Origin of the sequence: Mordavella massiliensis, from assembly GCF_016901695.1 — a bacterium.
GTDB classification, from domain to species: domain Bacteria; phylum Bacillota; class Clostridia; order Lachnospirales; family Lachnospiraceae; genus Claveliimonas; species Claveliimonas massiliensis_A.
Genome location: NZ_JACJKS010000007.1, coordinates 112998 through 137759 on the forward strand (window position 1 = coordinate 112998; position 24762 = coordinate 137759).

Genomic DNA, 24762 nt, shown 5'->3' on the forward strand with positions numbered 1-24762 from the left:
CTACACCTCTGTGATCCGGGCCAGTATCTCCCTGGCATACCTGGTGTGGTTCGCCTCGTACTCCTGACGGAGCTGTGCCGTCAGGCCTGCGTTCCCGTCCGCCTGCCCTTTCATAAGCCGCTCCTTCTCCTCCTCCAGTCCGTCCCGGATGGCCTGGATCTGTGCCTGGGTCTTCTCCTCCAGCTCCGCGTCAAAGGCCTTTCTTTTCTCTTCGTACTCTCTGTCGAGGACAGCCTTCTGCTCCTGTGCATGCTCGACGATGGCAGATGCGGCATCCTCTATTTCAGTCAATTTGTTGATAACAGAGTCCATAAAAAGCCTCCTTTTTGTAGGAAAATGCCAATTTACTCTTATGATACACCTTTTTTCAAAAAAATCAATTGTTTAAAGTAAGATTTCGGCACATAAAAAAAGACGCTGAAATCTTGTCTGAAATCAGCGTCTTTTTGATATTTTTTATTGACTCTATTTCGTGAAGTCCGTCTCCGGGATCGCGTACCCGTGGTTCATGGGGCCGCTCCCCTGTCCCAGGTCAAGCCCCGCGCCAAGCGCGCCTGAGATGTAGGCCTTTGCCCTGCGGATGCTCTCCTCCATGGGGAAGCCCTTTGCCAGGTTGCTGGCAATGGCCGAGGAGAGGGTGCAGCCTGTCCCGTGGGTGTTGGGATTGTCGATCCTCTTCCCGCGCAGCCAGGTCAGTTTTCCTTCATAATACAGAAGGTCGTTGGCGTCGCTGACCTGGTGGCCGCCCTTGACAAGCACGCCTCTGTACCGCTCTCCAAGCTGGCGCGCCGCCTCCTCCATCTCCTTCTCCCCTGTGATCTTCCGTCCCGCCAGCACTTCCGCCTCCGGGATGTTGGGGGTGATCACATCCGCCAGGGGCAGAAGCTTCGTCACAAGGGCATCCTGCGCCTCCGGCTCCAGGAGCCGGCTGCCGCTGGTGGCTACCATGACCGGGTCCGCTACGATGTTCCGGGCCTTCCATTTCTTCAGGCTGTCCGCGATCACCCCGATCAGCGGGGCGGAGGAGACCATGCCGATCTTCACCGCGTCCGGAAAAATATCGGAGAACACGCAGTCCAGCTGCTTTTCGAGAAATTCCGGGGACGCCTCCATGATCCCGTACACACCCGTCGTGTTCTGGGCCGTGAGGGCCGTGACCGCGCTCATAGCGTACACCCCGTTGGCCTGCATTGTCTTAATATCAGCCTGGATGCCGGCTCCCCCGCTGCAGTCGCTCCCGGCTATGGTAAGTACACACTTCATCCTTCTATCTCCTTCATCTCTATGTAGTCCCTGATATACAGGTCCGCCGCCGCGCGGATCTGCTCCTTCTCCCGCGCCGCGGAGGCGTCCTCCACGGCCACCGTATAAAACCCGGCCTGCCTCGCATTGCGTATCCCTCTCAGAATGTCCTCGAACACAATGCTGTTCCCCGGCCGCGTCCCGATCCGCTGTGCCGCCAGATGGTACACCTCCGGCGTGTCCTTTCCATGAGGCGTCTCCGACGAGAGGGCAAAGGCGTGGAAATACTCATATATCCCATTGTGCTTCAGCGCCGCCTCAAAGAGCACCCGCTCCGAGGAGGTGGCCGCTGCGATCTTTACCCCGGCATCGTGCAGATACTTCAGGTACTCCGCCGCGTGGGGCTTAAGCCCTACTTCCTGCGCGTACATGCCCTTTGCAAGGGCGAACCACTCCTCCATGATAGCCGCCTCGCTCTCGGCCATGGCGTACCGCTCCTTCGTGTAGGCTGCCGCCTGCGGGAAATTCAGGTTGACGAGGGCCCGCAGATAGCTCTCCTCCACCGGAAGTCCGTGATTGGCGAGGAACCGGCCGTCCACGCTCTCCCAGATCCACATGGAATCGAGGATCGTCCCGTCCAGGTCAAAGACGGCTCCCTCCCACATTTTTCCATTGTATTGTATCATCCCGCATCCTCTCTCAGCTCCGGAACCCTTCTGACAGCTCCCGGGCAGCCGCCTCGATATCGTCCGCGGCGATCACCGCGGACACCACTGCCAGCCCGTTCACGCCGATGCCCTTAAAGTTCCTGTAATTGCTCCGGTTGATCCCCCCGATGACCACGATGGGCAGATCCACCGCCTCCCGGATCCGGAGAAGCTCCTCCCGGGATGTAACATCCGCATCTTCCTTGGTGCTGGTGGCGTACATGGCTCCCACACCCAGATAGTCCGCTCCGTCTTCCTCTGCCTTCACGGCCTCTGCGACAGAACCGGCGGAGACGCCCACGATCTTATCCGGCCCCAGGATCCTCCGGACTTCCCCCGCCGGGAGATCGTCCTGCCCTACGTGGACGCCGTCCGCCCCGACGGCCAGGGCGATGTCCACCCGGTCGTTGATGATGAGGGGGACCTGATAGCGGTCCGTGATCTCCTTTACCTTTTTCGCCGTCTCGTAAAATTCCAGGGACGTGCAGTCCTTCTCCCGCAGCTGCACCACCGTGCAGCCGCCCCGGACCGCCTGCTCCACCGCTTCCTCCAGCGTGTCCGTGCTCATGAGCTCCCTGTCTGTGCACAGATATAATGTATAGTCGGTTTTATCCTTCTTCAATGTCTGCTCTCTCCCTTATGGTTTTTTCGTTCAGGCCTCCCACAGCGTCCAAAAGGGCCATGTGGAAGCTGCCGCATCCCAGGTGCCCCGCCTTCTCAAAGGCCGTCTCCCCGGCGATCCCCATGGACGCCAGCGCGGCCACGGCGGCGGGGAAGGCATCTTTCCTGTCTCTTCCGGCTCCTGCAAAAGCCCCTGCAAGGGCGCTGGTCATGCAGCCGGTCCCGGTCACCCTGGCCATCAGGGAGCTGCCGCCCCGGATCCTGGCTGTCCGTCTTCCGTCTGTCACCACGTCCACCTCACCGGTCACCGCCACAGTGCATCCAAGCCTCCTGGCCGCTGCCATGGCGGCCTCTGTCCGGTCGATCCCCCGGTCCGCCTCGGACACATCCACACCCTTTTCGCGGGAAGACAGCCCCGCCGCAAAGGAGACTTCCGACACATTGCCCCGCAGGATGTCCACCCGGACCTCCCGGACGAGCCGCTCCGCCATCTCCCGGCGGAGGGCGGAAGCGCCCGCCCCCACCGGGTCCAGGATCACCGGGATCCCCCTTTCGTTGGCCCTCTTTCCGGCGCGGACCATGGCCTCCAGCTTCCGCCTGGAGGGGGTGCCCATGTTGAGGACAAGGGCGCGGGCCGCGGCCGCGATCTCCCCCGTCTCTTCCGGGTCGTCCGCCATGATGGGGGAAGCCCCTATGGCCAGGAGGATATTGGCGCAGTCGTTGGCTGTCACATAGTTGGTGATACAGTGGACAAGGGGCCTTTTCCTTTGCAGCTCTCCGAGGAGGCGGGCAGCCTGCTCCGCCAGGGGCAGCCCGCTTTCTTTTGTTCTGTCTGCCTCGTTCATCCTGCTCTCCCTCTTCCTTCTCTAATTCAGGAACGCCTCCACGATCACGTTCTCTGCTTCCTCCTCCGTCATGCCAAAGGTGCGCAGCTTGATGAGCTGCTCATTGTTGATCCTGCCGATGGCCGCCTCATGGATGATGGCTGCGTCCAGATGCCGTGCGTCGATCTCCGGGATAGAGCGCACCCGGGCCTCATCCATGATGATGGAATCGCACTGGATGTGGGCATGGCACTTTGCCTCCCCGATCGCGCGGGGGTGAAAGATCTGGGTGGACTGTCCCTTGGCCACAGACCGGGAAATGATCTGGGCGGAGCTGTCCTCGCCCTGCATGTACACCGCCATGTTGGACTCTGCCGTCTGGCTGTCGTGGGTCATCAGCTTCTCCACGACATAGAGCTTTGCCCCGGCTCCCATGGTCACTTCCGTCTCCCGCACCGTGGAGTCCACCCCTTTGATCTGGACTGTATCCAGGGTGAACACCGCGTCGTCCTCCATGTAGATCTTCGTCACCGGGTTCAGCACTCTGGCGCCGGTCCCTTCCCCTTCGCCGTAATGCTTCTCCTCATAGCGGACATTGGCTCCCTTTCCCACATGGAAGGCGTGGATGCCGTCATGGCGGCTCTCGTTGCAGCCGCTGTTGTGGATCCCGCAGCCCGCCACGATGGTGACGTCCGCGCCGTCGGCGATATAGAAGTCATTGTAGACGATATCCACCATGCCGGACGCGCTCACCACGACCGGGATGTGGACCTCCTCCCCCTTCGTGTCCCCGTCGATGTAGACGTCGATCCCCTGCTTATCTTCCTTTTTCTTTATCTTAATGTGCTCCGTGTTCCCGTGGCACAGGGAAATGCCGTTCTGCCGCAGGTTGAAGGCGCCCTCCTGCTTAAATCCCGCGCTGCTGTCAATCTGCCTGAGCACCTGCTCTGTGATCTGATCCAATAACTCTGCCATCTTCACCGGCTCCTTTCTCTTCCATCCGTCTTCCTACTGTTCCCTGTCCATACATGTGCAGGACGGTTCATCCGTGAGAAGGGCGGGGAGGATCTCCTCCCGCGGCCCGATATGCTTGATCTTCCCGTCGTCGATGACCATGATCCGGTCCGCCATGCGGATGATGCGCTCCTGATGGGAGATCAGCATCAGCATCTGGTCCTTTTTCCTGTGGATCCGCTCAAACTGCTGGATCAGCATGGAAAAGCTCCACAGGTCGATGCCCGCTTCCGGCTCGTCGAAGATACACAGTTTGTGAGGCTTCGCCAGTACAGTGGCGATCTCCAGGCGCTTCATTTCCCCGCCGGAGAGCGTGCCGTCGATCTCTCTTTTCAGGTACTCCTTTGCACAGAGCCCCACCGCGCTCAGCATCCGGCAGGCCTCCTGCTCCGGAAGGTGCTCCCCCGCAGCCAGGCCAAGGAGGCGGTCCACCGTCATCCCCTTGAACCGGGGCGGCTGCTGGAAGGCAAATCCAATGCCTGCCTTGGCCCTGTGGTCGATGTCAAAGTCCGAGATGTCCGCGCCGTCCAGCAGGATCTGTCCGGCATCCGCCTTCTCGATCCCCATCAGCACCTTGGCCAGCGTGGATTTCCCTCCCCCGTTCGGCCCTGTGATGACAAGCATCTCGCCGTTTTCCATGGAAAAGCTGATGTCCTTTACGATGCTTCTCTCCACACCGTTCTCGTTTACTTTAAAAGTCAGGTTTTTTACTTCAAGCATGCTGCTCTCCTTTCTCTGCTTCTGTTGCGGGAAGATCTTCCCGCCCCCGCATCATGTCCCTGTATTTTCCGGGCGACATGCCCACGCTCTCCCGGAACCGTTTGACAAAGTAACTCATATGATTGAACCCGCAGGAAAAACAGATATCCGTCACGCTGTCCTGCGTCGTCTCCAGGCGGCGCATGGCCTGCCGGATCCGGTAGCTGTTCAGATAATTCTTGGGGCTTTTCCCTGTGATCCTCTGGAAGCACCGGAAGCATTCCGTCCGGCTGATGTGGACCTGGCGCGCCATATCTTCTATCGAAATGTCCTCCTGATAATGGGACTGTATATAGCGCAGGATCTGTTTTGCCCTCTCCTCGTAGACCATATCTGCCGGGGCCGTCTCTTTGCGCGCGCCCTCCTCCCGCCGGTTCTCGACAAGGAGCTCCCACGCTTCGCACATCCTGTCCCGGATCTTCATCTCCGCGATCCAGCTGTCCTTCCGGCTGAGCCGGTAGATATCCAGAAGACAGTCCAGCGCATCCTCCTGCCACCTGACGTCCCTGCGCAGGGGCTCGCCGCGAAGACCCGTGTCCTGCATGACAGGTTCCACAAACTTGCGGAAGATCAGATTGTCTGTTCCTCCGGAGACAAACTGGGGCAGAAATACGATCGAGATGCTCTCGCTGTCCTCATATCTGCCGAGCGCGCGGTGCATGTGCAGGACGCCGGAATTGACGAACACGCCCTCGCCCGGCCGTATCCTGCAGCGCCGCTCATTCATCCCGCACTCAAACTCTCCTTTCAGGGCAACGGTAAACTCCATCTCTAAGTGGCAGTGCCAGTCCTCCAGATGTCCGCGGAAGCGGGAAAAATCATTGAGATACACCTGGAAGGGAAATTCTTTTGTCCCGTGCTTCTGCAGCTCATACATGCTCTGGTCCACCAGGATCTGGTCCTGCCTGTACAGATACCCCACAAAAGCTCCCTCCCCTTTTCTATATGGTACGAATATTACATCAGATGGTCTGTTTCTGACAGACGCCGGTTTTGACCGGCATTATAATTATAAAACAGGCACCCGGTATGTCAAGTGGGGTGCGGGAAGAAAGGTGATTTTCAAATGACTGACGAAAAAACAAGACGGATCTGCATGACCGTCTTTGGCATCACGCTGAACGGGATCGCCGTCGGCATGTTCAATTTCTCGGATTTCGGCATGGACCCCTTCCAGGTCCTTGCCCACGGGCTTTGGAACCTGACCTCCATCGGATACGGCACCTTCTATATGATCCTGAATCTGATCCTCCTCGTCGCCGTGTTTTTCATGGACCGGACAAAGATCGGCCTCGGCACATTCATCAACCTGTTCCTGCTGGGGTATGTGGCGGAGTTCTCCGGCTGGGTGTGCGACAGGCTGTTCCCGGATCCCGGGCTGGCTCTGAAGATTGTGTTCCTTCTGGCGGCCATCGTGATCACCAGCCTGGCAGCCGCCCTCTACTTCACGGCGGATCTGGGCGTCTCCACCTACGATGCGGTCGCGCTGTATCTGGACGCCCACACCCGCATTCCCTTTCAGTATCTGCGGATCGGCACGGATTTCATCTGCGTGGCTATCGGTTTTTCCCTCCGCGCCACAGTCGGGATCGGCACGGTGATCACGGCCTTCTTCATGGGCCCGGTCATCGCCTTCTTCCGCAGGCACGTGGCGGAGCCGCTCCGGTACGGAAAAAAGCAGACTGTCTGACTTCAAAAAAGTCCGGCTGCAGTGACTCTTCCTCACCGCGCCGGACTTTTTATCATTTCCTAGACGCTCGTACCGTCCCACATCTGGTAGGCACATCCCGTCTCCACATTCTTCCATGTGAACACGCCGTCTTCCAGCATCATATATCCCGGGGCGCTGTCTTCCTTCGGGATGGACACAGAGCCGGGATTGAGATAGTATTTCCCCTCAAACTTCTTCATCGCGGGTACATGGGTATGTCCGTGCAGCAGGATATCGCCCTGCTTCAGCATGGGCGGGTTCGCCATGTTGTACTGATGCCCGTGGGTGGCAAAGATCATCCTTCCCCCCACATACAGAATGCAGTAGTCTGCCATAATGGGAAATTCCAGCACCATCTGATCCACCTCCGTGTCGCAGTTCCCCCGCACACACAGGATCTCCTCCTTCACGGCATTCAGCATGGCCAGCACTTCTTTTGGCGCATACTCCCTTGGCAGGTCATTCCTCGGTCCGTGATAGAGGATGTCCCCCAGAAGCAGCAGTTTATCCGGCTTTTCCTCCCGGTATCTGTCCAGGAGCCGCCGGCAGTACCAGGCGCTCCCGTGAATGTCTGACGCGATCAGTATCTTCATTGTCTTTCCTCTCTTTCTGTCAGTTTGTCATAGATCCTGTCCACATCGTAATCCGGCGCATACTCCGCAGCAGCCTCACAGATGAGACGGATCTTCTCCTTCGGTTCCTCCAGAGCCTCTGCGATCTCAGACACCCCTTTGTTTTTACTCAGCTTCTTGCACACAACAGAAATGATCTGCTTTCTGGCTCCGACGGCCGCGCCCCTCTCTCTTGTTTCACGCAGCTCATCCGCAAACAATTCCCGCAATGCTTCGCACATATTCTTCTCCTCCTTCATGTTCTCCCAGTTGGCCCGGACAATCAGATCCATCGCCGACTGATACTACCGGGACTGACTGTGCTTTTCATACCGCTCCATCAGTTCCTCGATCTCCCTGCCCCTTCGCAGATTGCTCCGCAGATGCTGCAGCCAATAGTTATTTTTCGCTGACAGCCGCGGCACAATGATCAGTTGCATGGGGATGGGATCTCCCTCCAGATAATAGATGCCCTTCTCCACTTCCCTCACGCTCATCCGTCTCACCTTCTCCAGATGACTCAGCAGCTTTCTAGGAAAACGGCTACACACAAAGGTCAGCGTCATCTCCTGAGGCCGGATCTCCATCACCTTATCCGTATCAGACTGGTAGATACAGGCATAGCCGTACACTTTATAGAAATCATTGACGCTCAGGCTGTCTCCCGGCGATTTGTACTCGATGATGTTGTGTTTCCTGAAAATGCGACCAATATTCTTTTCGATTGGTTCCTCTCCATTCTTTTTGATGAGCAGTACATCCATCTGCAACGGCTTTTTCGTCAACTGGACTTCTTCTTCGATTTCCAGCCGGCCAAGCTCCTTCTCCAGCTCTATCCTGAGAACGGATACAAATCCCGGATGCCACTGCAGCCTTATCTTCTGTTCCACAGGCCCTCCTCCTTTACTGTTTGCAGGAGGTCCCAGAAGACATTCCGAAACATTTCTCTCCTTCCTTTGAAACCTCTCTGCTTACTCTGATTGTGAAAATAAGCATTAAGATTTCTGACAGGAATGCCGGAGACAGACCCGGCTCTTCTTTGACACGGCATATGCCACATGAAAGTATAAGAAAATTAATGCCTGAAAACAGCATAGCACACTTCCACCGCCGCCGCAAGAACATGCGACATAAAATTTATCATCTGAAATTCCCAAAAGAAAAAACGGGGCGCTGCCGCCCAGCGTCTCACTGTAGTATTTCCGCAGGTTGATGTAGTTCATATTGTCATAGTAGAGGATGAGCCCCGCGCTGTGCTGATGCAGGGATCCGGATTGAATCCGGGAATGATCGGATTTGTAATCATAGCAGGTCTCTCCTTTTCCGTTATCGTATGATGCAGCTTGCTATGGCCCGGGGCTCCAGGCAGATGCGGCAAAGCTCCCCATCCATGCGGATCACCGCCGGCGTCCTCTCGTCAGACTTGTTCATAAAGACGCAGGAATCCCACGTCTGCACAGCGGCCGGCTCGTTCTGAAGGGACATGCGCTCCACCTCGTACCCCCTCTTTTCAAATTCCTCGATATACCGGCACAGGTACCGGGCCCACCAGCCATAATACTCCTTCTTCAGGGAGCCGCCGCCCAGACGGCTGCCGTTCGTCTTCATGAATGCCGGCGGGGACCAGACGGAGAGCATGACCTTCAGCTTCCTGCCCGCCTTCTTCTGGGCGGCCTCAAGAAGGGGGATCATGTACTTCTCCGTGTAGCTGAAGTCAAAGGACGCAAGATCCCCGTCCTCTTCGTCCTCCACGGCGGAGTAGAGCCGGGTGGCGAAATCACAACTGTCCATGTGCAGGCGCACCCGATTGTAGTGCATGCCGTCCGGCCCGAAATACATGGAGAGCATCTCCTCCTGCTGGTCCTCGTCCATCCGGGAAAACACATACCCGGCCGCGTCGGTGACGGCCCCGCCGAACCCCTCCATGGTCTGGTATGTCACGGACGGATAGAGGTTGACCACTTCGTTCTCCGTCCCGTCATCCGGGATAAAAGAAAACATCTCCTCTTTTTTCTCCGGATAGAGTTTCTCCTGACTTTCTGTCATATATAAACGCATAAAATTCCTCCTCATCTTTCCTCCAGGACGCGCACGTCCCAGTCATGCAGCCGGATCGCATCTCCTTCCCGCAGTTCCTCCCCTGTCAGGACATCCCGCACTCTGGGGTACGGGCAGGAGATCTGCCGCGTCTCCTCACTGTAGTGCAGGAAAAAGTGCAGGGTGCGCCCGTCCGGCGTCCGTCCGCTCCGCACCGTCACCGGCCACTGCAGCGCGGGAACCGGAATGCCGGCGTCCCCGGCCGCCTGTCTGTATATCTCTTTTAAAAACGCTTTGGATGTATAGCATCCCACATAGTAGGCCGCGCCTTTCCCGAAACCATTGCGGGTGACGGCCGCGTACGCCCCCCAGTAGGGATGTTCATAGTCCGCCAGGCTCTCCGCACCCTGAGTCCTGAGCAGTTCCATGTAGTACGAGAGCTTCTCCCCCCGCAGGCAGGCCCTGCCCGGCTCAGTAAATTCGTTGTAGGTCACGCCGAAGCAGTCCGTCAGGCCGTGGGGCAGGGCGTCCGGATACACGCTGGCGCACCCGTCCGCCACAAAGGAGCGGAAAGAGCTCACCAGCACGCCGCCCCGCTGCGCGAAGGCCCTAAGCCGGCGGATCAGGTCCTCCTGTGCGCAGTAGAGGGCGGGAACTACGATCATGTCGTACCGGTCCTCCTCCAGGGCGTGGACATCCACCACATCGCACTCCAGGTTCATCTCATAGAGGCTGTCATACATCCAGCGAACCACGTCATTGTAACTTACGTCGCGGTCAATGGGGAACCACGTAAGGGCGGTGAGGGAGCGGTTGTCCGTGAGCAGGGCAATGCGGTTCTTCTTGACAAGCCCCGCCATCTCCCGGCCGTGCTCCCGCCACTCCCGGCCGATGACGCCGATCTCCTCGTAGGCCCGGTTTGGCAAAAGGTCGTGGCTCAAGACGCCCCGCCAGTAGGTCTCGTACCCGTTGTGGATGGAGTGCCAGTTCCAGAAGAGTTCTCCCAGGGCGCCGCTGGCCAGATGGCTGTAGGCGTGGAGCTTAAGCTGCCCCGGGTAGGGGGTCCAGTACTTGAAAGCCTGGGCCTGGCTCTCCAGCACCAGGTAGTTATCGTCCTTCAGACAGCGGATGGAGTCGCCCCCGAAGGCGGCCTCCGCCCCGGTCAGCCGGTCCTGGGTGTGGAAGTAGATATCCGTCCCCGCCAGATCCACGCAGGCGGACGCCTCATAGTGGTTCATGTCCGGCTGCACGCCATAGGACAGGCCGTCCTGGGCGATGTCCGCCCCGAACTTCTTCCACTCAAAGTCAAAGTTGTGGGTGATGAACTGGTCCGGGCGGCGGTACTCCTCGATGATCCGCGCCTGCCAGGCCAGAAACTCCGCGGCCTGCGTGCGCCTGAAGGCCTCGTACTCACCGGCCAGGCCGCCGTTGATGCAGCCCCGCATATCCGGCAGGTCGTCCCAGTCGTGGATGGAGTTGCTCCAGAAGGGGAGATAGAAAGCTCTGTTCAGCGCCTCCGTACTCCCGAATTTCTCCTGCAGGTACGCCCGGAAACGCCGCTGCATCTCCTCCCCGTCGTTGCCGTAGTGCTTCGTCTCATTGTCGATCTGGAAACCGATGACCCGGGGATGCCCCGCCGTGTGCTCCATGAGAGCCCGGATCACCCGCTCCCCGCAGCGCAGGTAGGTGGGGTTCAGGATGTTGATGAGCTGGCGGTGGCCGTAGAAAGCCCTGCCCTCCTTTGTCGTCACCAGCACATCCGGATCCTTCCGCACGAGCCAGGCCGGCACCGCGTAGGTGGGCGTGCCCACGATCACCTGCATGCCTGTCTCCTGCGCCTTCGCAAGCACCCGGTCGATGCAGAAAAAGTCGAAGGTCCCCTCCACAGGTTCCAGCGTGCTCCAGGTGGACTCCGCAATGCGCACCACATTGATCCCGGCCTGTCTCATCATGTCAAAATCTTTGTCTATCCGGTCGTAAGGCATATATTCCGGGTAATACGCCACGCCCAAAAGCAGTTCCTGTCTGTTCATACGTCCTCCTGTATACCAGAGGAAGGATGCCGCATAGACGCCATCCTTCTTCTGCACTTAAATACTGTTTTATCTTATTTGTCCATCCTGTGTTTTCCCTGCTCCAGGTCTGCCACAACCTGGGGATAGTACTTGTCCAGGTTGAACAGAGCCATGCAGATGACACAGATCACGGATGTGATCACCGGCACCCAGGCAAAGGCGACTGTGATGGAAGTAAGTGCGGACGCGCTCTGTACCTCCAGCGCAGCGTCAAAGCCGCCGGCGTCCAGGATCCATCCGAGAGCCGCTGTGCCGACGCCGGAGCCTACCTTCATGCAGAAAGAGGAGGCGGCGTTTCCCATACCGGCTGTGCCGTATCCATTATACCACTCTCCGTAGGTGATTGCATCCTGCAGGCAGCCGAACATGGTGGCTCCGCCGCATCCAAATCCGATGCCCTTGATGACGGAGGACACGCAGATCAGGGAATAGTTTGTCGTCACGCCGGACAGCACGAAGCCGACTGTCGCGATCACCATTCCGACCATGAACAGGTTTCTCTTCCCACATGTCCTCCAGCACCGGCTCATTGATGATCTCGATGCCCCACAGCCCTTTCCTTGTGCCGTAGCGCTGCGCCAGCCGCTCCAGGACGCTGAGCTCAAACTCTACCTCGTCCGGATCCTGGGACCAGATGCACACGCCGCTCTCGCCGCCATTGTCAAATCCGTTCTGGCTGCCCGGCGCGGTGTGGAGGTCGATGAGGATCTGAAGGCCGTACTTCTCCGCCCAGTTGAACGCCTTGTCCAGTTCTTCGATGCATCCGATGAAGGACTCCCTGTCCCCGAAGATGAAGTAGGGAACCGGGATGCGGACTGCATTCATCCCGATGGATCTGATCCTTGTAAAGTCCCTCTCCGTGATGTACTCGGCCCTGTGCATCTTCATGCGCGCCTCGTACACCTCCTTCGGGAGCTGGAGGGGGAGGTTGTGCTCATCCTCCGCCGTCGTTCCCTCGAACAGTCCGGGACTCATCCACTTCTCCAGGACAAGCCAGTTGCCAAGATTTACTCCTTTTACCTGCGTGACTTTCACTTTCCTTTCTTTCTTTTTTTTGAAGTCATTCTTTACTGCTGCTTTCTGACGCCTATTTTATCCCCCGGCCAGAGGATTTTATATTATTATTCTCGGCATTTTGACACTTTTCACGGAAAAACTTCCGTGGTATGATAGGAGCATAGCTTACAACCCGGGTCAATCTTACATTGCCGGACCTTTTCTCATGCCCGGCCCGGGGAGAAAGGAGAGAAGACGATGAACACTGCCTACCTGATGCGCCACGTATCCTACGGCCTTCACACCATTGTAAAAACCTGGCCCCACCCCGTCCGCCCGGGCACCGCCCCCGAGGTCTTCTGCGGGAGGCGGGACCTGCAGGATACTTTCCTGACCGCGGAGATCCTGTGCCGGGCTCTGGACGAGTGGGAACAGACCGGCTCCTCCCCCTCCCTGCCCGCTCTTTTCTCCGCCAGTAGAAAGTTGTACTACGCCTATATCCCCTCGCCGGAGCAGGACTTCCTCATCGGCCCGGTCCGCTTCTCCTCCCCGGTCCGCATGAACCGGGACATTGACGAGCCGCATCCCCCGGAGGAGACGGCGGCTGCCGCCCCGGAGTGCGAGTTCTCCGACTTTACCTCCCATGTACTTCTCGTCTATAACCTGCTGCACACCAGCTTTCTCTCCCTGGACGACCTGGTCGCGGCCAACTGCATGGACAGCTCCATGGAGGACGCGATCATGGAAGACTACTCCACCCTCGTCTTCGACCGGAGGGAGCAGGAGCAGCCCCACAATCCCTACGACCAGGAACTGCGGGAGTTCACCAGCATCGAGCTGGGGGATGTGGACATGCTGCGCCGCAGCCTGCAGGAGGACTACACCGGGAAGATCGGGACGCTGGCCAAAGACGAGGTGCGCCAGATGCGCAACCGGGCCATCGTAGTCATCACCCTGGCCAGCCGCGCGGCCATCCGGGGCGGCCTGCTGCCCGAGATCTCCTTCTCCATGAGCGACGTCTTCATCCAGAGTATCGAGGCGGAGTCGGACACGGCGGTGCTCCTCAACATGATGCATCAGTTCGAGTTCAGGTACGCGGAGATGGTGGCGGACTTAAATTCCCAGAAGGCGGGGCGGCCAAGGAAGGACCAGAACCCCCGGGTGGACCAGTGCAAGGACTACATTTTCAAACACCTGCATGAAAAAATCCGCATCCAGGACATAGCGGACGAGCTGTACCTGAACGCGAATTACCTGTCGGAGATCTTCCATCAGCACGAGGGCGTCACCATCACGGAGTTCATCCTCCAGGAGAAGGTGGGTCTGACGAAGAACCTGCTGACCTACTCCCCCTACACCTACAGCGAGATCGCCGCCTACCTGGGCTTCTCCTCCCAGAGCCACCTGGGAAAGACATTCAGGCGGCTCACCGGCCTGACCCTCAAGCAGTACCGGGACCGGTACGGCGTCCGGGAGTTCCGCATAAAAAAGGCAGGCCTATGACAGCCTGCCTTTAAAATCTTCGTATCCAAATCTGCGCACCAGCTCCAGACTTCCGTCCTCCCTCTCGAGGACGATGTCCGGCAGCGCCATGCCGTTGAAGGTATTGTTCTTCACCATAGAATAGATGGCCATATCCTGAAATTCCAGCACGTCCCCCGGCTCTAAAGGCCGGTCAAAGGAGTAGTCCCCGATCACGTCCCCCGCCAGGCAGGTGGGGCCTGCCAGGCGGTAGGTGAAGGGCTTCTCCCCGGGCAGGCCGCCGCCCTTGAGGGGCGGCCGGTAGGGCATCTCCAGCACGTCCGGCATGTGGCAGGCGGCGGAGGCGTCCAGGATGGCGTGGCTCCCTTCGCAGGGCACGCCGCCCCCGCCGGGCATGATCTCCAGCACCCGGGTCAGGAGCACGCCGGCGTTCAGCGCCACCGCCTCCCCCGGCTCCAGATAGACCTCCGCCCCGTAAGTCTCCCGCACATGGCGGATGCACCGCGCCAGCGTCTCCCGGTGGTAGCCGGGCCGGGTGATGTGGTGGCCGCCGCCCAGATTGATCCACTTCATATTCCTCATGTATCTGCCGAACTTCTCCTCCACTGCCTCCAGCGTCTCCGCCAGGGCGTCCGCGTCCTGCTCGCAGAGGGTGTGGAAGTGGAGTCCCTCGATCCCCTCCAGCAGGTCCGGCGTCTCCTCAAGGGCCGCCTCCAGCTGGGCCAGGGTAGTGCCAAGGCGGGAGCCGGGGGCGCAGGGATCGTAGATGGCATGTCCCTCCTGGGTGGAGTGCTGCGGGTTGACCCGGAGCCCCGGGCTTCGCCCCGCGGCCAGGATCTGCGCTTTGTAGCGCCGGATCTGCTGCGGCGAGTTGAGGATCACGTGGTCGCACAGGGAGAGGATCTCCTCCATCTCCTCCGGCCGGTAGGCAGGGGAGAAGATGTGGTTCTCCTTCCCCATGCACTCCGCCCCCAGCATGGCCTCGTAGAGCCCGCTGGCCGCAGTGCCCGCCAGGTACTGCCCGATCAGGGGATAGACCCGGAACATGGAGAAGGCCTTCTGTGCCAGCAGGATCTTTGCCCCCGTCTCCCGGGCCAGGGAGGCGAGCTGCTCCAGATTGTCCCTTAGCGCCCTCTCCCTCACCACATAGCAGGGCGTGGACAGGTCCGCGCCGCCCATCCGCGCGCGCTCTTCTCTTGTCTCTCTCATCTCTAGTCCACCAGCTCCGGGTCCTCGCTGACCTTCCAGGGAAGTCCCCACTTGTTCAGCGCTTCCATGAACGGATCCGGGTCAAACTCTTCCATATTATAGACGCCCGGCTTTCTCCATGTGCCGTTTAAGATCATCATGGCGCCGATCATGGCCGGCACGCCTGTGGTGTAAGCCACTGCCTGGGAGCCCACCTCTTTGTAGCACTCCTGGTGATCACAGGTATTGTAGATGTAGATCTTCTTCTCTTTTCCATCCTTCTTTCCCACAAAGATGCAGCCGATGTTTGTCTTTCCCTTTGTCCGCGGTCCCAGGGAGGAGGGATCCGGCAGCACGGCCTTTAAGAACTGCAGGGGCACGATCTCTTTCCCCTCAAACATAATGGGTTCAATGGAGGTCATCCCCACATTCTCCAGGCACCGCAGGTGAGTGAGATAGCTCTCCCCGAATGTCATAAAGAAGCGGATCCTTTTGATGCCAGGGATATTGAGAGCCAGCGACTCGATCTCCTCGTGGTGGAGAAGATACATATCCTTCGGGCCGATCTCCGGGAAGTTGTAGACCCGCTTGATCTCCATGGGCTCTGTCTCCACCCAGTGTCCGTCCTCCCAGTAGGAGCCCTTGGCGGACACCTCCCGGATGTTGATCTCCGGGTTGAAGTTGGTGGCAAAGGGATAGCCGTGGTCTCCCGCATTGCAGTCCAGGATGTCGATATAGTTGATCTCGTCAAAATAGTGCTTCAGCGCATAGGCGGAGAACACACTGGTCACTCCCGGGTCAAAACCGCTTCCAAGAAGGGCTGTAAGGCCTGCCTTCTCGTAGGCGTCCCGGTAGGCCCACTGCCATTTGTACTCAAATTTTGCCGTGTCCTCGGGCTCGTAGTTGGCCGTGTCCACATAGTGTACGCCGCAGGCCAGGCAGGCGTCCATGATGTGAAGGTCCTGGTAGGGAAGAGCCAGGTTCAGCACCACCTCCGGCTCCACTTTTCTGATGAGCGCCTTCAGCTCCTCCACATTGTCCGCATCCACCTGGGCGGTGGTGATCTTTGTCTTTGTAGTTCCCTCCAGCTTCTCCTTCAGCGCGTCACACTTGGACACGGTGCGGCTGGCGATGCAGATCTCTGAAAACACCTCGCTGTTCTGGCAGCATTTCTGGATAGCTACGCTGGCCACTCCTCCGCATCCGATGATCAGTACTTTTCCCATTTCTAATATCCTCCTTTTCTTCTCTCTTTTCTATTTTGTTCCAAGGGCGATGAGCATCTCCCTTGTGATCTTGCATGCCGCGGCCGTGGAAGCCCCTGTGGGGTCAAAGGGCGGGCAGAGCTCCGTCACGTCGCACCCGATGACCTCTGCCTTCCGGCACACTTCCGTCACGGCTCTCTGCAGTTCCATATAACTTACGCCTCCCGGCTCCGGCGTCCCCGTCCCGGGAAAGACGGAAGGGTCCATCACATCCAGGTCCACGGTGAAGTACACCGGGACGCCCTTCAGCTCCTCCAGCGTCTCCCCCAGCCCCTCCAGGGTGAAAGGATGAAGATCCGTGTGTCCCTCCCGGGCCCAGCCAAACTCCGCCCTCTCCCCAGAGCGGATGCCGAACTGGTGGATGCGGCCATCCCCCAGCAGCTCCCAGCACCGCCGAAGGACGCAGGCGTGGGACAGCTCCACCCCCAGGTAATCCTCCCGCAGGTCCGTGTGGGCGTCAAAGTGCAGGATGTGAAGATCCGGATATTTCCGGGCCGCCGCCCGGACACTTCCCAGGGTCACCAGGTGCTCTCCCCCGATGAGGAAGGGCAGCTTCCCGTCCCGGAAGATCTCCCCGGCCGTCTCCTCGATCTGATCCAGCACCTTCTCCGAACTTCCGATGGCCAGCTCCAAATCTCCCATGTCAAAGACCCGGCACTCCTCCAGGCTTCTGTCCTGGTAAGGGCTGTAAGTCTCCAGCCCGTAGGAGTCCGTCCGGATGGCGCCACCGGCAAAGCGGGTCCCCGGCCGGAAGGAGGTGGTGGAGTCAAAGGGCGCCCCGTAAAGGACAATGTCCGCCTCCTCGTATGTACAGTCACATCCCATGTAATCTACAATATTTTTATTCAACATCTTCCAGCAGCTCCTCCACATAGACAGGCAGGGCAAACACCCCCGCGTGCAGTCTCGGTTCATAGTATCTCGTCCGTATCCCCTTCAGTTTCCAGGCCACGCCGTTCAGATCCTCCAGGGGATGGTACTTCTTCGACGCGAAACCGAAAAGCCAGTGGCCGGACGGGTAGGAGGGCAGGTGGGCCTGGTAGACCCGGCAGATGGGGAAGGTCTCCACGATCCGCTTGTGCATCCGCTGGCACTGGAAGGCCTCCTCCGTGTAGAAGGGGCTCTCGTTCTGGTTGACCATGATGCCGTCCTCCCGGAGGGCGTTGTAGCAGTTCCCGTAGAACTCCTTTGTGAACAGCCCCTCCCCCGGCCCGAAGGGGTTGGGCGAGTCGATGATGATGAGGTCGTACTTATCCGTCTTTGACCGGATAAAGCGCAGCCCGTCCTCGTGGAAGATCTCCACCCTCTCGTCGTTCAAGCTGCAGGCGATCTGGGGGATGTACTTGCGGCACACCTCCACAAGCAGGGGATCCATCTCCACCACGTCGATGTGGCGGATGTCCTCGTACTTGATCAGCTCCCGCACCACTCCGCCGTCTCCCCCGCCGATGACCAGCACGTCCTTCACATCGGGGTGCACCGCCATGGGCACGTGGGTGATCATCTCGTGGTAGATGAACTCGTCCTTCTCCGTCAGCATCAGATCCCCGTCCGCCACGAGGATGCGTCCGAACTCCCGGGAGTCCAGCACGTCGATCCGCTGGAACTCGCTCTGGGCGCTGAAGAGCTGCTCATTGATGCGGATGGACAGCTTCACATCCTCTGTGTGCTCGTCCGAAAACCACATTTCCATCTCTCTACTCCTCCTTCCCTTCCGTCACTACGTTCAAATTCTCGATCTTCTCATCCTCCGGCCCGGTCATGGAGCAGCCCTTCTCCTTGGCGTAGAGGATGTACTCGATGATCTCGTCCGTGATCTCCTCCCCCGGCGCCAGGATGGGGATGCCAGGCGGGTAGCACATGACGAACTCACTGCAGATCCGGCCCTTCGCCTCCCGGATGGGGAGCTGTTCCTTTGGCGCGTAGAAGGACTCCTGGGGCGTCATCACCACCCGGGGCGGGATGTACTCCTGGGAGAGCATACCCGTCTTGTCCTTCTGGTATCGGCGCTTGATGTCCGCCAGGGCGCTGACGAGACGCTCCACCTCCTGTTTCCTGTCCCCGATGGACAGGTAGGCCAGCATGTTCCCCAAATCCCCGAACTCGATCTGGATGTCGTACTCGTCCCGCAGGATGTCGTACACCTCGATGCCCGCCAGCCCGATCTCCAGGGTGTGGACGGAGAGCTTCGTGGGGTCAAAGGCGAAGATGCTGTCCCGGTTCACCAGCTCCTCCCCGAAGGCGTAGTAGCCGCCGATCCGGTTGATCTCCTCCCTGGCGTACCCGGCCAGGTCCGCCACCCTGGCGAAGGCCTCCCGCCCCCGCAGGGCCAGGTTCCTCCTGGAGATGTCCAGGCTTGCAAGGAGCAGGTAGGAGGCGCTGGTTGTCTGGGTCAGGTTGATGATCTGGCGCACGTAGCCGGGGTGCATCCCCTCCCCCACAAGAAGGAGGGAACTCTGGGTCAGGCTGCCCCCGGACTTGTGCATGCTCACGGAGGCCATGTCCGCCCCCGCCGCCATGGCGGAGACCGGGAAATCCTCCCCGAAGTAGAAGTGGGTCCCGTGGGCCTCGTCCACGAGCACCTTCATGCCCCGGCTGTGGGCCGCCTCCACGATGGTCGCAAGGTCCGAGCAGATGCCGTAGTAGGTGGGATTGTTCACGAACACGGCCACCGCGTCCGGGTTGTCCCGGATGGCCTGCTCCACCTGCTCCACCTTCATCCCCAGGGAGATCCCCAGGTTCTGGTCCACGTCCGGGTTCACGTACACGGGCCTGGCTCCGCACAGAACCAGGGCGTTGATGATGCTCCTGTGGACGTTCCTTGGCATGATGATCTTGTCCCCCTTCTTGCAGCAGGCCAGGGCCATGCTCTGGACCGCCGAGGTGGTGCCCCCCACCACGAGAAAGGCGTGGGCCGCCCCGAAGGCCTCCGCGGCCAGCTCCTCCGCCTCCCGGATCACGGAGACCGGGTGGCACAGGTTGTCCAGGGGCTTCATGGAATTGACGTCAATGCTGACGCACCTCTCCCCCAGCAGCCTGGCCAGCTCCGGGTTCCCCCTCCCCCGCTTGTGTCCCGGCACGTCAAAGGGCACGATCCGCATCCTCCGGAACTCCTCCAGCGCCTCGTAGATGGGCGCGTCATTCTGTGTTCTCTTCTTCATCCTCCAGCAACTCCTCTCTCCCCGGCAGGCGGCCGCCTTGTGCGGGCGCGGCCCGCCCCGCCGGGCTTATAGCGCAAAAAAACGCAGGCAGAAGGGGCTCTTCCACTTGCGTTTTATCATTTCTGTTTTTTCCTGGCGCACAGACGCGGGCGCAGACAGGCACAGCCTTTTCGCCGCGCTCTTCGCTGTACTATGGACAGATATGGGACCTTTGAGAGTCTATATAGCAAATATTTTTACTTTTACTACTCTTATTGACCGTTTCACAAGTTTTGCGTGCCTCTTCGCACACCGGTTATAAAGTAACCAACTTATAAAATTTGAGCTTCTAACTCAATCAATAAGGCAGCCATTCCCTGCTGCCGGAAAAATATTTGCATGGAAGCCATATCTGTTTTCCATACGTGTTTACTTATATCATTTTTTTTGTAAACATGCAAGAAATATTTTTAAAAATCTCTCCAGAAAAACTCTCTGCTGAAAAACTCCCTAGGAATTCTTCATGACAACCTCTTCCACCACGTCCGCCACGTGCTCGCAGGCGTCCGCGCATTTCTCCAGGTACGTGTAGATCTCCCGCCACGCCAGGACCTCCCGCAGGTCGTCGCACTGCGTGTGGAGGGCGCGCATGCTGGCCAGATAGATCTTGTCCGCCTGCTCCTCCAGGGAGTTGATCCGGATGATGCTCTCGTTCAGCTTTCTGGAGCGGCGGAAATCCGCGAACTCCCGCATGAGCGTGCACACCTCTTCCGTACACCGGATGACGATGTCCAGCATATCCAGCGCGTCCGGCCGGATCGTCTGCACATTGTTCATGTAGATGCGGATAAAGACTTCCTCCGCCTTGTCCGCCAGCTCGTCAATGTTAAAGCTCAGGGACACGATGTCCTCCCGCTCGATGGGCGTGATGAAGGCCTTTGCCAGCACATCCGTGAGCTGGTGTTTCTTCTCATCCGCCGCGTGCTCGATCCGGTGGATCGCCTCCATGTTCTCCTCCATCTGCGCCGGATCAAAATCCGTCAGCTTCTCCTTCAGGAAATGGGCCGCCTGCCCGGCAAGTTCCGCACACGCGATAAAATTATCATAATAAAATGCATCCTGTTTTTTCGACATGATATATTCTCCTGTTTCTATGTATTTTTAAAACACAGCCATGAAGATCCTGGCCATCACGTAGCTGATGATGCCACACCCCGGGAACGTAAAGATCCAGGTCAGCATCATGTCCTTCACGACATTGAAGTTGATGGCAGTGATCCGCTTGACCGCCCCCACGCCCATGATGGCGCTTGTCTTTGTGTGGGTGGTCGACACCGGGATGCCGAACACACTGGACAAAAGAAGGCAGAAGGCGCCTGCCAGGTCCGCGGAAAAGCCCTGGTACCGCTCCAGCTTCACCATGTCCATGCCTACGGACTTGATGATCTTCTCGCCGCCCACGCTCGTGCCAAGTCCCATGACGATACTGCACAGGAGCATGAGCCATACCGGGATCTCCATGCCGGACACCGAGTTCTGGCCATTGCAGAATGCGATGCCAAGGAAGAGCACGCCGATGAACTTCTGGCCGTCCTGGGCTCCGTGCATGAAGCTCATGGCCGCCGCGCCCACGATCTGGGCCCCGCCGAAGAAGCGGTTGGCGCTGCGCCGCTCCATATTCCGGCACAGGATGGTGATGAGCCTGCAGATGACCCATCCCGTGATAAATCCGAGGGCAAGGCTGAGCACAAGGCCGTAGAGCACCTTCACCCACTCCGCCCCGTTGATGCCGCCGACACCGCCCTGGATGGCGATGGCTGCGCCGGATATGCCGGCGATCAGGCTGTGGCTCTCACTGGTGGGGATCCCGAACACGGAAGCAGCCACGCTGTATACGACGATGGAGATGAGGGCGGCGCACAGCGCCACCAGCGCCTCCTGGGTGTTGTCCCCGAAGTCCACCATATTGCTGATGGTGGAAGCCACCGAGCTGTTGATCTGCGTCATGACGAACACGCCCAGGAAGTTGAAGGCCGCGCTCATCAGGATCGCCGTCCTGGCCGGCAGACACCTGGTCGTCACACAGGTGGCGATGGCGTTGGGCGCGTCCGTCCACCCGTTGACAAAAATCACCCCCAGCGTCAGCAGCAGGGTGATGACAAGCACCGGGCTGCCCGCCATGGCGTCCAGGAAATAACTGAATGATACATCCATACGATCGTTTCCTCCTGTCCGCCTTTACAGGCTCTCCTCAAATATATTGATATTGCCGGTCTTTCCGATCACCACCAGGATGTCGTCCCGCTTCAGCTGATAGTCCGGCCGCACTTCGATGGTCGTGTCCATGCCGCTCTCAATGGCAATGATATTGAGGCCGTGCTTCTGGCGAAGCTGGATCTGCTCCACCGTCTTCCCGGTCAGCTTCTCCGGCACCTGGATCTGCCGGATCTCCACGCTGTGGTCCAGCGAGATGGAGTCAAGGAAGTTGCCCGACAGGAGCCTTCTGCCAAGGCGCAGCGCCATATCCCGCTCCGGGTATACGACCTCCGCCCCCAGCTTGCGAAGGACCGCCCCCTGCTCCGGGGACAGGGCCTTGGCGATCACCCGGGGCACACCCATCTCGATGACGCTCATGGTGGTGAGCACGCTCACGTCCACCTTCTCGCCGATGCATACGATGACCACGTCGCAGTTGTGGATCCCGGCCTCCCGCAGGGCCTCCATGCTCAGGTCGCTTGTAATGAACGCATAGTCCGTATAATTGCGCATCTCCCGGATGGTGCTCTCCTCCTGGTCCATGACGATCACGTCGTTGTCCGATTCCGCCAGCGTCACTGCCAGGGCTTTGCCGAAGCGCCCCAGTCCGATAACGCCGTATGTCAGTTTCTCTTTTTTCTTCATATTATAGTTTCCTCTCTATCCGATAGCGATATTTTCTTCTGAGTAGCGCAGCTTCGGCTCCGGATGGCTGATCCAGATCGTCAGCAGGGTGAACGCCCCCAGTCTCCCGATATACATGACGCAGATGATCACGATCTTGGCCGCCGCGCCTAACGTGGGCGTGATGCCGGTGGACAGCCCCACCGTGCCGAACGCGGACACCACTTCAAAGAACACCTGGATAAAGGTGCGGTCCGGCTCCAGCACGCACAGAAGGAAGGTCGCCACACACACCACGGTCATGGACAGCACCGTGATCATGCTCGCCTTGGCAATATTTTCCCTGGATATGCCCCGTTTGAACGCGCTCGCATTGCGCTTCACGCACGCGCTTCTGGCCGCCTGCAGCAGCACGAAGAAGGTGCTCGTCTTGATGCCGCCTCCGGTGGATCCCGGCGACGCGCCGATGAACATGAGCACGCACAGGACGAACAGGCCCGCATTTGTAAAATCGCCGATGGCGTAGGTGGAAAATCCCGCCGTTCTGGCGGACACGCTCTGGAAAAACGCCCCCAGCCATGTAATGTCCTCGGTTCCCTTCAAAAGCAGCGTGCCGGCAACCGTCAGCACGATGCTGGTGGAGATGACCACCTTGGAGTGGAACGCCAGTTTTTTAAAGCTCTTCTTCTTTGCCACATCCAGGATGACCAGGAAGCCAAGGCCGCCGAAGATGATCAGGCCCGCCGTGGTCAGGTTGAGGAGCACGCTGTCCTGGTAGATGGTCAGGTTGCGCAGGCCTCCCAGGATGTCGAATCCCGAGTTGTTGAACGCAGCCACGGAATGGAACAGGCTGATCCCCACCGCGTGCAGCGGTTCATGGTCCCGGCTGAACACCGGGTAGCTCAGGATGGCGCCCGCCGCCTCAAAAAGAAGCGTCATGAAGAGCACCGCCCGGATCAGGCGCACGATCCCCTTGTACGTGTCCACATTCAGGGCTTCCTTGACAAGGAGCCGCGTCTTGATGCTCACGCGCCTGCCGGCCGCCAGCATCAGGCCCACGCCCACAGACGTCACGCCCAGGCCGCCGATCTGAATGAGGACCGCCACCAGCCCCTGCCCGAAGGCTGTGAAATGATCCGCCGTGTCGATGGCGATGAGCCCCGTCACACAGACAGCGCTCGTGGATGTGAAGAGCGCGTCGATAAAGGACACGTGGGCTCCCTCCTTCACGGACACCGGAAGGCACAGGAGCACCGCCCCGAGAAGGATCACAGCCGCGAAGCCGAGGGCGATCAGTCTGCCCGCAGGCTGCCGCTTAAAAAACCCTATAGTAGTTATTCTGTTTTTCATAGTTCTCTCCCGTCTTCTGCAGATGATGTCAGATCGTCACAAAGGCAAGTCTTCTCTTCTTGCCGTCTTTCCGGTACAGGGTGAAAAGGTCGCGCAGATACCGCGCGGGATGAGAGCGCTGCGGATGCTCCGCCTGGCCGTTCCCGTTCCCGGTGCAGTGCGCCCAAAAGGCAGCGGCACCGGCAAGCCAGGCCCACACCGGACACACTTCCCTGTCAGCTCCCGCCTTCAGGGGACGCGCGCCGCACAGCCTCGTCCCGCGGGGCGCCTGCCTCATACCCGCATCCGGGTACGCGTCGTGCAGGTCGATCCTGGAGCTCCCCTCCATGCCGCACACAGTCTGCCCGCTCCCGGCAGCGCCGGCCGCCAGAAGCTCCCCTCTGGAAAACAGGCCAAAGGACAGTACCACGCAGGTGATGGCAGCCGCTATGATCAACACGGATGTTCTGGATTTGCTGTGCATCTTTACAGCCCTCTCTAAAAAAAGAAACAGTTTACATTGATTTAACACTAACTCTTATATCATTAATCATACCCTCTGTCAAGCTCGCAATATTCCACAAAAAAAGCGGCGGAAAGCACACTTGTCTGTTGCTTTCTGCCGCTTTTTATGCGGATGACAGGAATCGAACCTGCACACCGGAGTACCAGATCCTAAGTCTGGCGCGTCTGCCAGTTCCGCCACATCCGCGCAGTCGTCCGTACGGAGGACTTTTATAACAGAAAAGAGTTCCTGTGCGGAACTCTTTTGCATGAGCGTGCGGGGGCTCGAACCCCGGACAACTTGATTAAAAGTCAAGGTATCGAAATGCCCGCAACGCCCTGTTTTACAGTACTTCCGCGTCTCCTCGTGAGACATT

Annotated in this window: 26 protein-coding genes, 1 tRNA gene and 1 pseudogene; 2 read left to right on the forward strand and 26 right to left on the reverse strand. The window is 58.9% G+C overall.

What is annotated here, in order from left to right; all coding sequences use genetic code 11:
* The 8 genes from H6A20_RS06960 to H6A20_RS06995 form a co-directional block, all read right to left on the reverse strand.
* Positions 1-312 carry a hypothetical protein gene (locus H6A20_RS06960; RefSeq protein ID WP_204906406.1) on the reverse strand — a complete coding sequence of 104 codons (312 nt, stop codon included), beginning with the start codon at positions 310-312 and terminating at the stop codon, positions 1-3.
* A 153-nt stretch (positions 313-465) separates the two neighbouring features.
* Positions 466-1263, reverse strand: a complete 798-nt coding sequence (thiD, locus tag H6A20_RS06965) for a bifunctional hydroxymethylpyrimidine kinase/phosphomethylpyrimidine kinase (protein ID WP_204906407.1) — start codon at positions 1261-1263, stop codon at positions 466-468.
* The gene (locus H6A20_RS06970) at positions 1260-1928 is read right to left on the reverse strand and encodes an HAD family hydrolase (protein ID WP_204906408.1); all 669 of its coding nucleotides are present in this window, start codon (positions 1926-1928) and stop codon (positions 1260-1262) included. The genes thiD and H6A20_RS06970 overlap by 4 nt, the downstream gene beginning before the upstream one ends.
* 13 nt (positions 1929-1941) lie before the next feature.
* Positions 1942-2571 carry a thiamine phosphate synthase gene (thiE, locus tag H6A20_RS06975; protein ID WP_275952122.1) on the reverse strand — a complete coding sequence of 210 codons (630 nt, stop codon included), beginning with the start codon at positions 2569-2571 and terminating at the stop codon, positions 1942-1944.
* On the reverse strand, positions 2558-3415 hold the full coding sequence (gene thiM, locus H6A20_RS06980; protein WP_204906409.1) for a hydroxyethylthiazole kinase: 858 nt from the start codon (positions 3413-3415) through the stop codon (positions 2558-2560). The genes thiE and thiM overlap by 14 nt, the downstream gene beginning before the upstream one ends.
* A 21-nt stretch (positions 3416-3436) precedes the next feature.
* Entirely contained in the window at positions 3437-4369 is a 933-nt protein-coding gene (locus H6A20_RS06985) for a SufB/SufD family protein (RefSeq protein WP_204906410.1), read from the reverse strand.
* Between the two features lie 33 nt (positions 4370-4402).
* On the reverse strand, positions 4403-5128 hold the full coding sequence (locus tag H6A20_RS06990; protein ID WP_204906411.1) for an ABC transporter ATP-binding protein: 726 nt from the start codon (positions 5126-5128) through the stop codon (positions 4403-4405).
* Positions 5121-6089: a helix-turn-helix domain-containing protein gene (locus H6A20_RS06995; protein ID WP_204906412.1), complete on the reverse strand. Its 969-nt coding sequence runs from the start codon at positions 6087-6089 to the stop codon at positions 5121-5123. Before H6A20_RS06995 ends, H6A20_RS06990 begins: the two co-directional genes overlap by 8 nt.
* 144 nt (positions 6090-6233) lie before the next feature.
* On the opposite strand from H6A20_RS06995, the gene H6A20_RS07000 reads away from it, so the two are divergent.
* Positions 6234-6857, forward strand: a complete 624-nt coding sequence (locus H6A20_RS07000) for a YczE/YyaS/YitT family protein (RefSeq protein ID WP_204906413.1) — start codon at positions 6234-6236, stop codon at positions 6855-6857.
* Positions 6858-6916: 59 nt separating this feature from the next.
* Here the strand turns inward: H6A20_RS07000 and yfcE are convergent, their stop codons facing one another.
* From yfcE to H6A20_RS07030, 7 genes and pseudogenes are all read right to left on the reverse strand, one after another.
* A complete protein-coding gene (gene yfcE, locus H6A20_RS07005; RefSeq protein WP_204906414.1) occupies positions 6917-7471 on the reverse strand; it encodes a phosphodiesterase in 555 nt (184 codons plus the stop codon).
* On the reverse strand, positions 7468-7782 hold the full coding sequence (locus tag H6A20_RS13555; protein WP_243426155.1) for a hypothetical protein: 315 nt from the start codon (positions 7780-7782) through the stop codon (positions 7468-7470). Before H6A20_RS13555 ends, yfcE begins: the two co-directional genes overlap by 4 nt.
* 12 nt (positions 7783-7794) lie before the next feature.
* The gene (locus H6A20_RS13560; RefSeq protein ID WP_243426156.1) at positions 7795-8379 is read right to left on the reverse strand and encodes a hypothetical protein; all 585 of its coding nucleotides are present in this window, start codon (positions 8377-8379) and stop codon (positions 7795-7797) included.
* A gap of 436 nt (positions 8380-8815) precedes the next feature.
* Positions 8816-9547 carry a glycoside hydrolase gene (locus H6A20_RS07015; RefSeq protein ID WP_243426157.1) on the reverse strand — a complete coding sequence of 244 codons (732 nt, stop codon included), beginning with the start codon at positions 9545-9547 and terminating at the stop codon, positions 8816-8818.
* Positions 9548-9558: 11 nt separating this feature from the next.
* Positions 9559-11559 carry a beta-galactosidase gene (locus tag H6A20_RS07020; protein WP_204906415.1) on the reverse strand — a complete coding sequence of 667 codons (2001 nt, stop codon included), beginning with the start codon at positions 11557-11559 and terminating at the stop codon, positions 9559-9561.
* Between the two features lie 74 nt (positions 11560-11633).
* Complete coding sequence (locus H6A20_RS07025) at positions 11634-12131, reverse strand: MFS transporter (protein ID WP_338106622.1); 498 nt, start codon at positions 12129-12131, stop codon at positions 11634-11636.
* Positions 12132-12165: 34 nt separating this feature from the next.
* Positions 12166-12576: pseudogene (locus H6A20_RS07030) on the reverse strand (cellulase family glycosylhydrolase); the annotation flags it as partial.
* Between the two features lie 279 nt (positions 12577-12855).
* Between H6A20_RS07030 and H6A20_RS07035 the strand changes: the two are divergent.
* The gene (locus tag H6A20_RS07035; protein ID WP_204906417.1) at positions 12856-14100 is read left to right on the forward strand and encodes a helix-turn-helix domain-containing protein; all 1245 of its coding nucleotides are present in this window, start codon (positions 12856-12858) and stop codon (positions 14098-14100) included.
* Here the strand turns inward: H6A20_RS07035 and nspC are convergent.
* From nspC to H6A20_RS07090, 11 genes are all read right to left on the reverse strand, one after another.
* Positions 14095-15288 (reverse strand): carboxynorspermidine decarboxylase, encoded by a 1194-nt coding sequence (gene nspC, locus H6A20_RS07040; RefSeq protein WP_243426158.1) that lies wholly within the window; start codon positions 15286-15288, stop codon positions 14095-14097. The two genes, H6A20_RS07035 and nspC, sit on opposite strands and share 6 nt — an antisense overlap.
* A 2-nt stretch (positions 15289-15290) precedes the next feature.
* Positions 15291-16493, reverse strand: a complete 1203-nt coding sequence (locus H6A20_RS07045) for a saccharopine dehydrogenase family protein (RefSeq protein ID WP_204906418.1) — start codon at positions 16491-16493, stop codon at positions 15291-15293.
* 30 nt (positions 16494-16523) lie between these two features.
* On the reverse strand, positions 16524-17384 hold the full coding sequence (gene speB, locus H6A20_RS07050) for an agmatinase (protein WP_204906419.1): 861 nt from the start codon (positions 17382-17384) through the stop codon (positions 16524-16526).
* Positions 17374-18225 (reverse strand): polyamine aminopropyltransferase, encoded by an 852-nt coding sequence (gene speE / locus H6A20_RS07055; RefSeq protein WP_204906420.1) that lies wholly within the window; start codon positions 18223-18225, stop codon positions 17374-17376. The genes speB and speE overlap by 11 nt, the downstream gene beginning before the upstream one ends.
* Before the next feature lie 4 nt (positions 18226-18229).
* A complete protein-coding gene (locus tag H6A20_RS07060) occupies positions 18230-19693 on the reverse strand; it encodes an aminotransferase class I/II-fold pyridoxal phosphate-dependent enzyme (protein WP_204906421.1) in 1464 nt (487 codons plus the stop codon).
* 489 nt (positions 19694-20182) lie between these two features.
* Entirely contained in the window at positions 20183-20806 is a 624-nt protein-coding gene (locus tag H6A20_RS07065; protein ID WP_204906422.1) for a DUF47 domain-containing protein, read from the reverse strand.
* 27 nt (positions 20807-20833) lie between these two features.
* A complete protein-coding gene (locus H6A20_RS07070; protein ID WP_204906423.1) occupies positions 20834-21886 on the reverse strand; it encodes an inorganic phosphate transporter in 1053 nt (350 codons plus the stop codon).
* A gap of 24 nt (positions 21887-21910) precedes the next feature.
* Positions 21911-22573, reverse strand: coding sequence for a potassium channel family protein (locus tag H6A20_RS07075; protein WP_204906424.1), 663 nt, complete (start codon positions 22571-22573; stop codon positions 21911-21913).
* A gap of 15 nt (positions 22574-22588) precedes the next feature.
* Positions 22589-23902 carry a TrkH family potassium uptake protein gene (locus H6A20_RS07080; protein WP_204906425.1) on the reverse strand — a complete coding sequence of 438 codons (1314 nt, stop codon included), beginning with the start codon at positions 23900-23902 and terminating at the stop codon, positions 22589-22591.
* Positions 23903-23930: 28 nt separating this feature from the next.
* Entirely contained in the window at positions 23931-24341 is a 411-nt protein-coding gene (locus H6A20_RS07085) for a hypothetical protein (RefSeq protein WP_204906426.1), read from the reverse strand.
* 172 nt (positions 24342-24513) lie between these two features.
* Positions 24514-24593 (reverse strand) — tRNA-Leu (locus tag H6A20_RS07090).
* Between the last annotated feature and the right edge of the window lie 169 nt (positions 24594-24762).

Coding starts and splice junctions, on each gene's coding strand:
- thiD (WP_204906407.1), bottom strand. CDS start 1,263: ATGAAGTGTGTACTTACCATAGCCGGGAGCGACTGCAGCGGGGGAGCC.
- H6A20_RS07065 (WP_204906422.1), bottom strand. CDS start 20,806: ATGTCGAAAAAACAGGATGCATTTTATTATGATAATTTTATCGCGTGT.
- H6A20_RS07060 (WP_204906421.1), bottom strand. CDS start 19,693: ATGAAGAAGAGAACACAGAATGACGCGCCCATCTACGAGGCGCTGGAG.
- H6A20_RS06985 (WP_204906410.1), bottom strand. CDS start 4,369: ATGGCAGAGTTATTGGATCAGATCACAGAGCAGGTGCTCAGGCAGATT.
- thiM (WP_204906409.1), bottom strand. CDS start 3,415: ATGAACGAGGCAGACAGAACAAAAGAAAGCGGGCTGCCCCTGGCGGAG.
- nspC (WP_243426158.1), bottom strand. CDS start 15,288: ATGAGAGAGACAAGAGAAGAGCGCGCGCGGATGGGCGGCGCGGACCTG.
- H6A20_RS07045 (WP_204906418.1), bottom strand. CDS start 16,493: ATGGGAAAAGTACTGATCATCGGATGCGGAGGAGTGGCCAGCGTAGCT.
- H6A20_RS07035 (WP_204906417.1), top strand. CDS start 12,856: ATGAACACTGCCTACCTGATGCGCCACGTATCCTACGGCCTTCACACC.
- H6A20_RS07025 (WP_338106622.1), bottom strand. CDS start 12,131: ATGAGCCGGTGCTGGAGGACATGTGGGAAGAGAAACCTGTTCATGGTC.
- H6A20_RS07015 (WP_243426157.1), bottom strand. CDS start 9,547: ATGCGTTTATATATGACAGAAAGTCAGGAGAAACTCTATCCGGAGAAA.
- H6A20_RS07080 (WP_204906425.1), bottom strand. CDS start 23,902: ATGAAAAACAGAATAACTACTATAGGGTTTTTTAAGCGGCAGCCTGCG.
- speE (WP_204906420.1), bottom strand. CDS start 18,225: ATGGAAATGTGGTTTTCGGACGAGCACACAGAGGATGTGAAGCTGTCC.
- H6A20_RS13555 (WP_243426155.1), bottom strand. CDS start 7,782: ATGGATCTGATTGTCCGGGCCAACTGGGAGAACATGAAGGAGGAGAAG.
- H6A20_RS06990 (WP_204906411.1), bottom strand. CDS start 5,128: ATGCTTGAAGTAAAAAACCTGACTTTTAAAGTAAACGAGAACGGTGTG.
- H6A20_RS06960 (WP_204906406.1), bottom strand. CDS start 312: ATGGACTCTGTTATCAACAAATTGACTGAAATAGAGGATGCCGCATCT.
- speB (WP_204906419.1), bottom strand. CDS start 17,384: ATGTTGAATAAAAATATTGTAGATTACATGGGATGTGACTGTACATAC.
- H6A20_RS07020 (WP_204906415.1), bottom strand. CDS start 11,559: ATGAACAGACAGGAACTGCTTTTGGGCGTGGCGTATTACCCGGAATAT.
- H6A20_RS07070 (WP_204906423.1), bottom strand. CDS start 21,886: ATGGATGTATCATTCAGTTATTTCCTGGACGCCATGGCGGGCAGCCCG.
- yfcE (WP_204906414.1), bottom strand. CDS start 7,471: ATGAAGATACTGATCGCGTCAGACATTCACGGGAGCGCCTGGTACTGC.
- H6A20_RS07075 (WP_204906424.1), bottom strand. CDS start 22,573: ATGAAGAAAAAAGAGAAACTGACATACGGCGTTATCGGACTGGGGCGC.
- H6A20_RS06970 (WP_204906408.1), bottom strand. CDS start 1,928: ATGATACAATACAATGGAAAAATGTGGGAGGGAGCCGTCTTTGACCTG.
- H6A20_RS07000 (WP_204906413.1), top strand. CDS start 6,234: ATGACTGACGAAAAAACAAGACGGATCTGCATGACCGTCTTTGGCATC.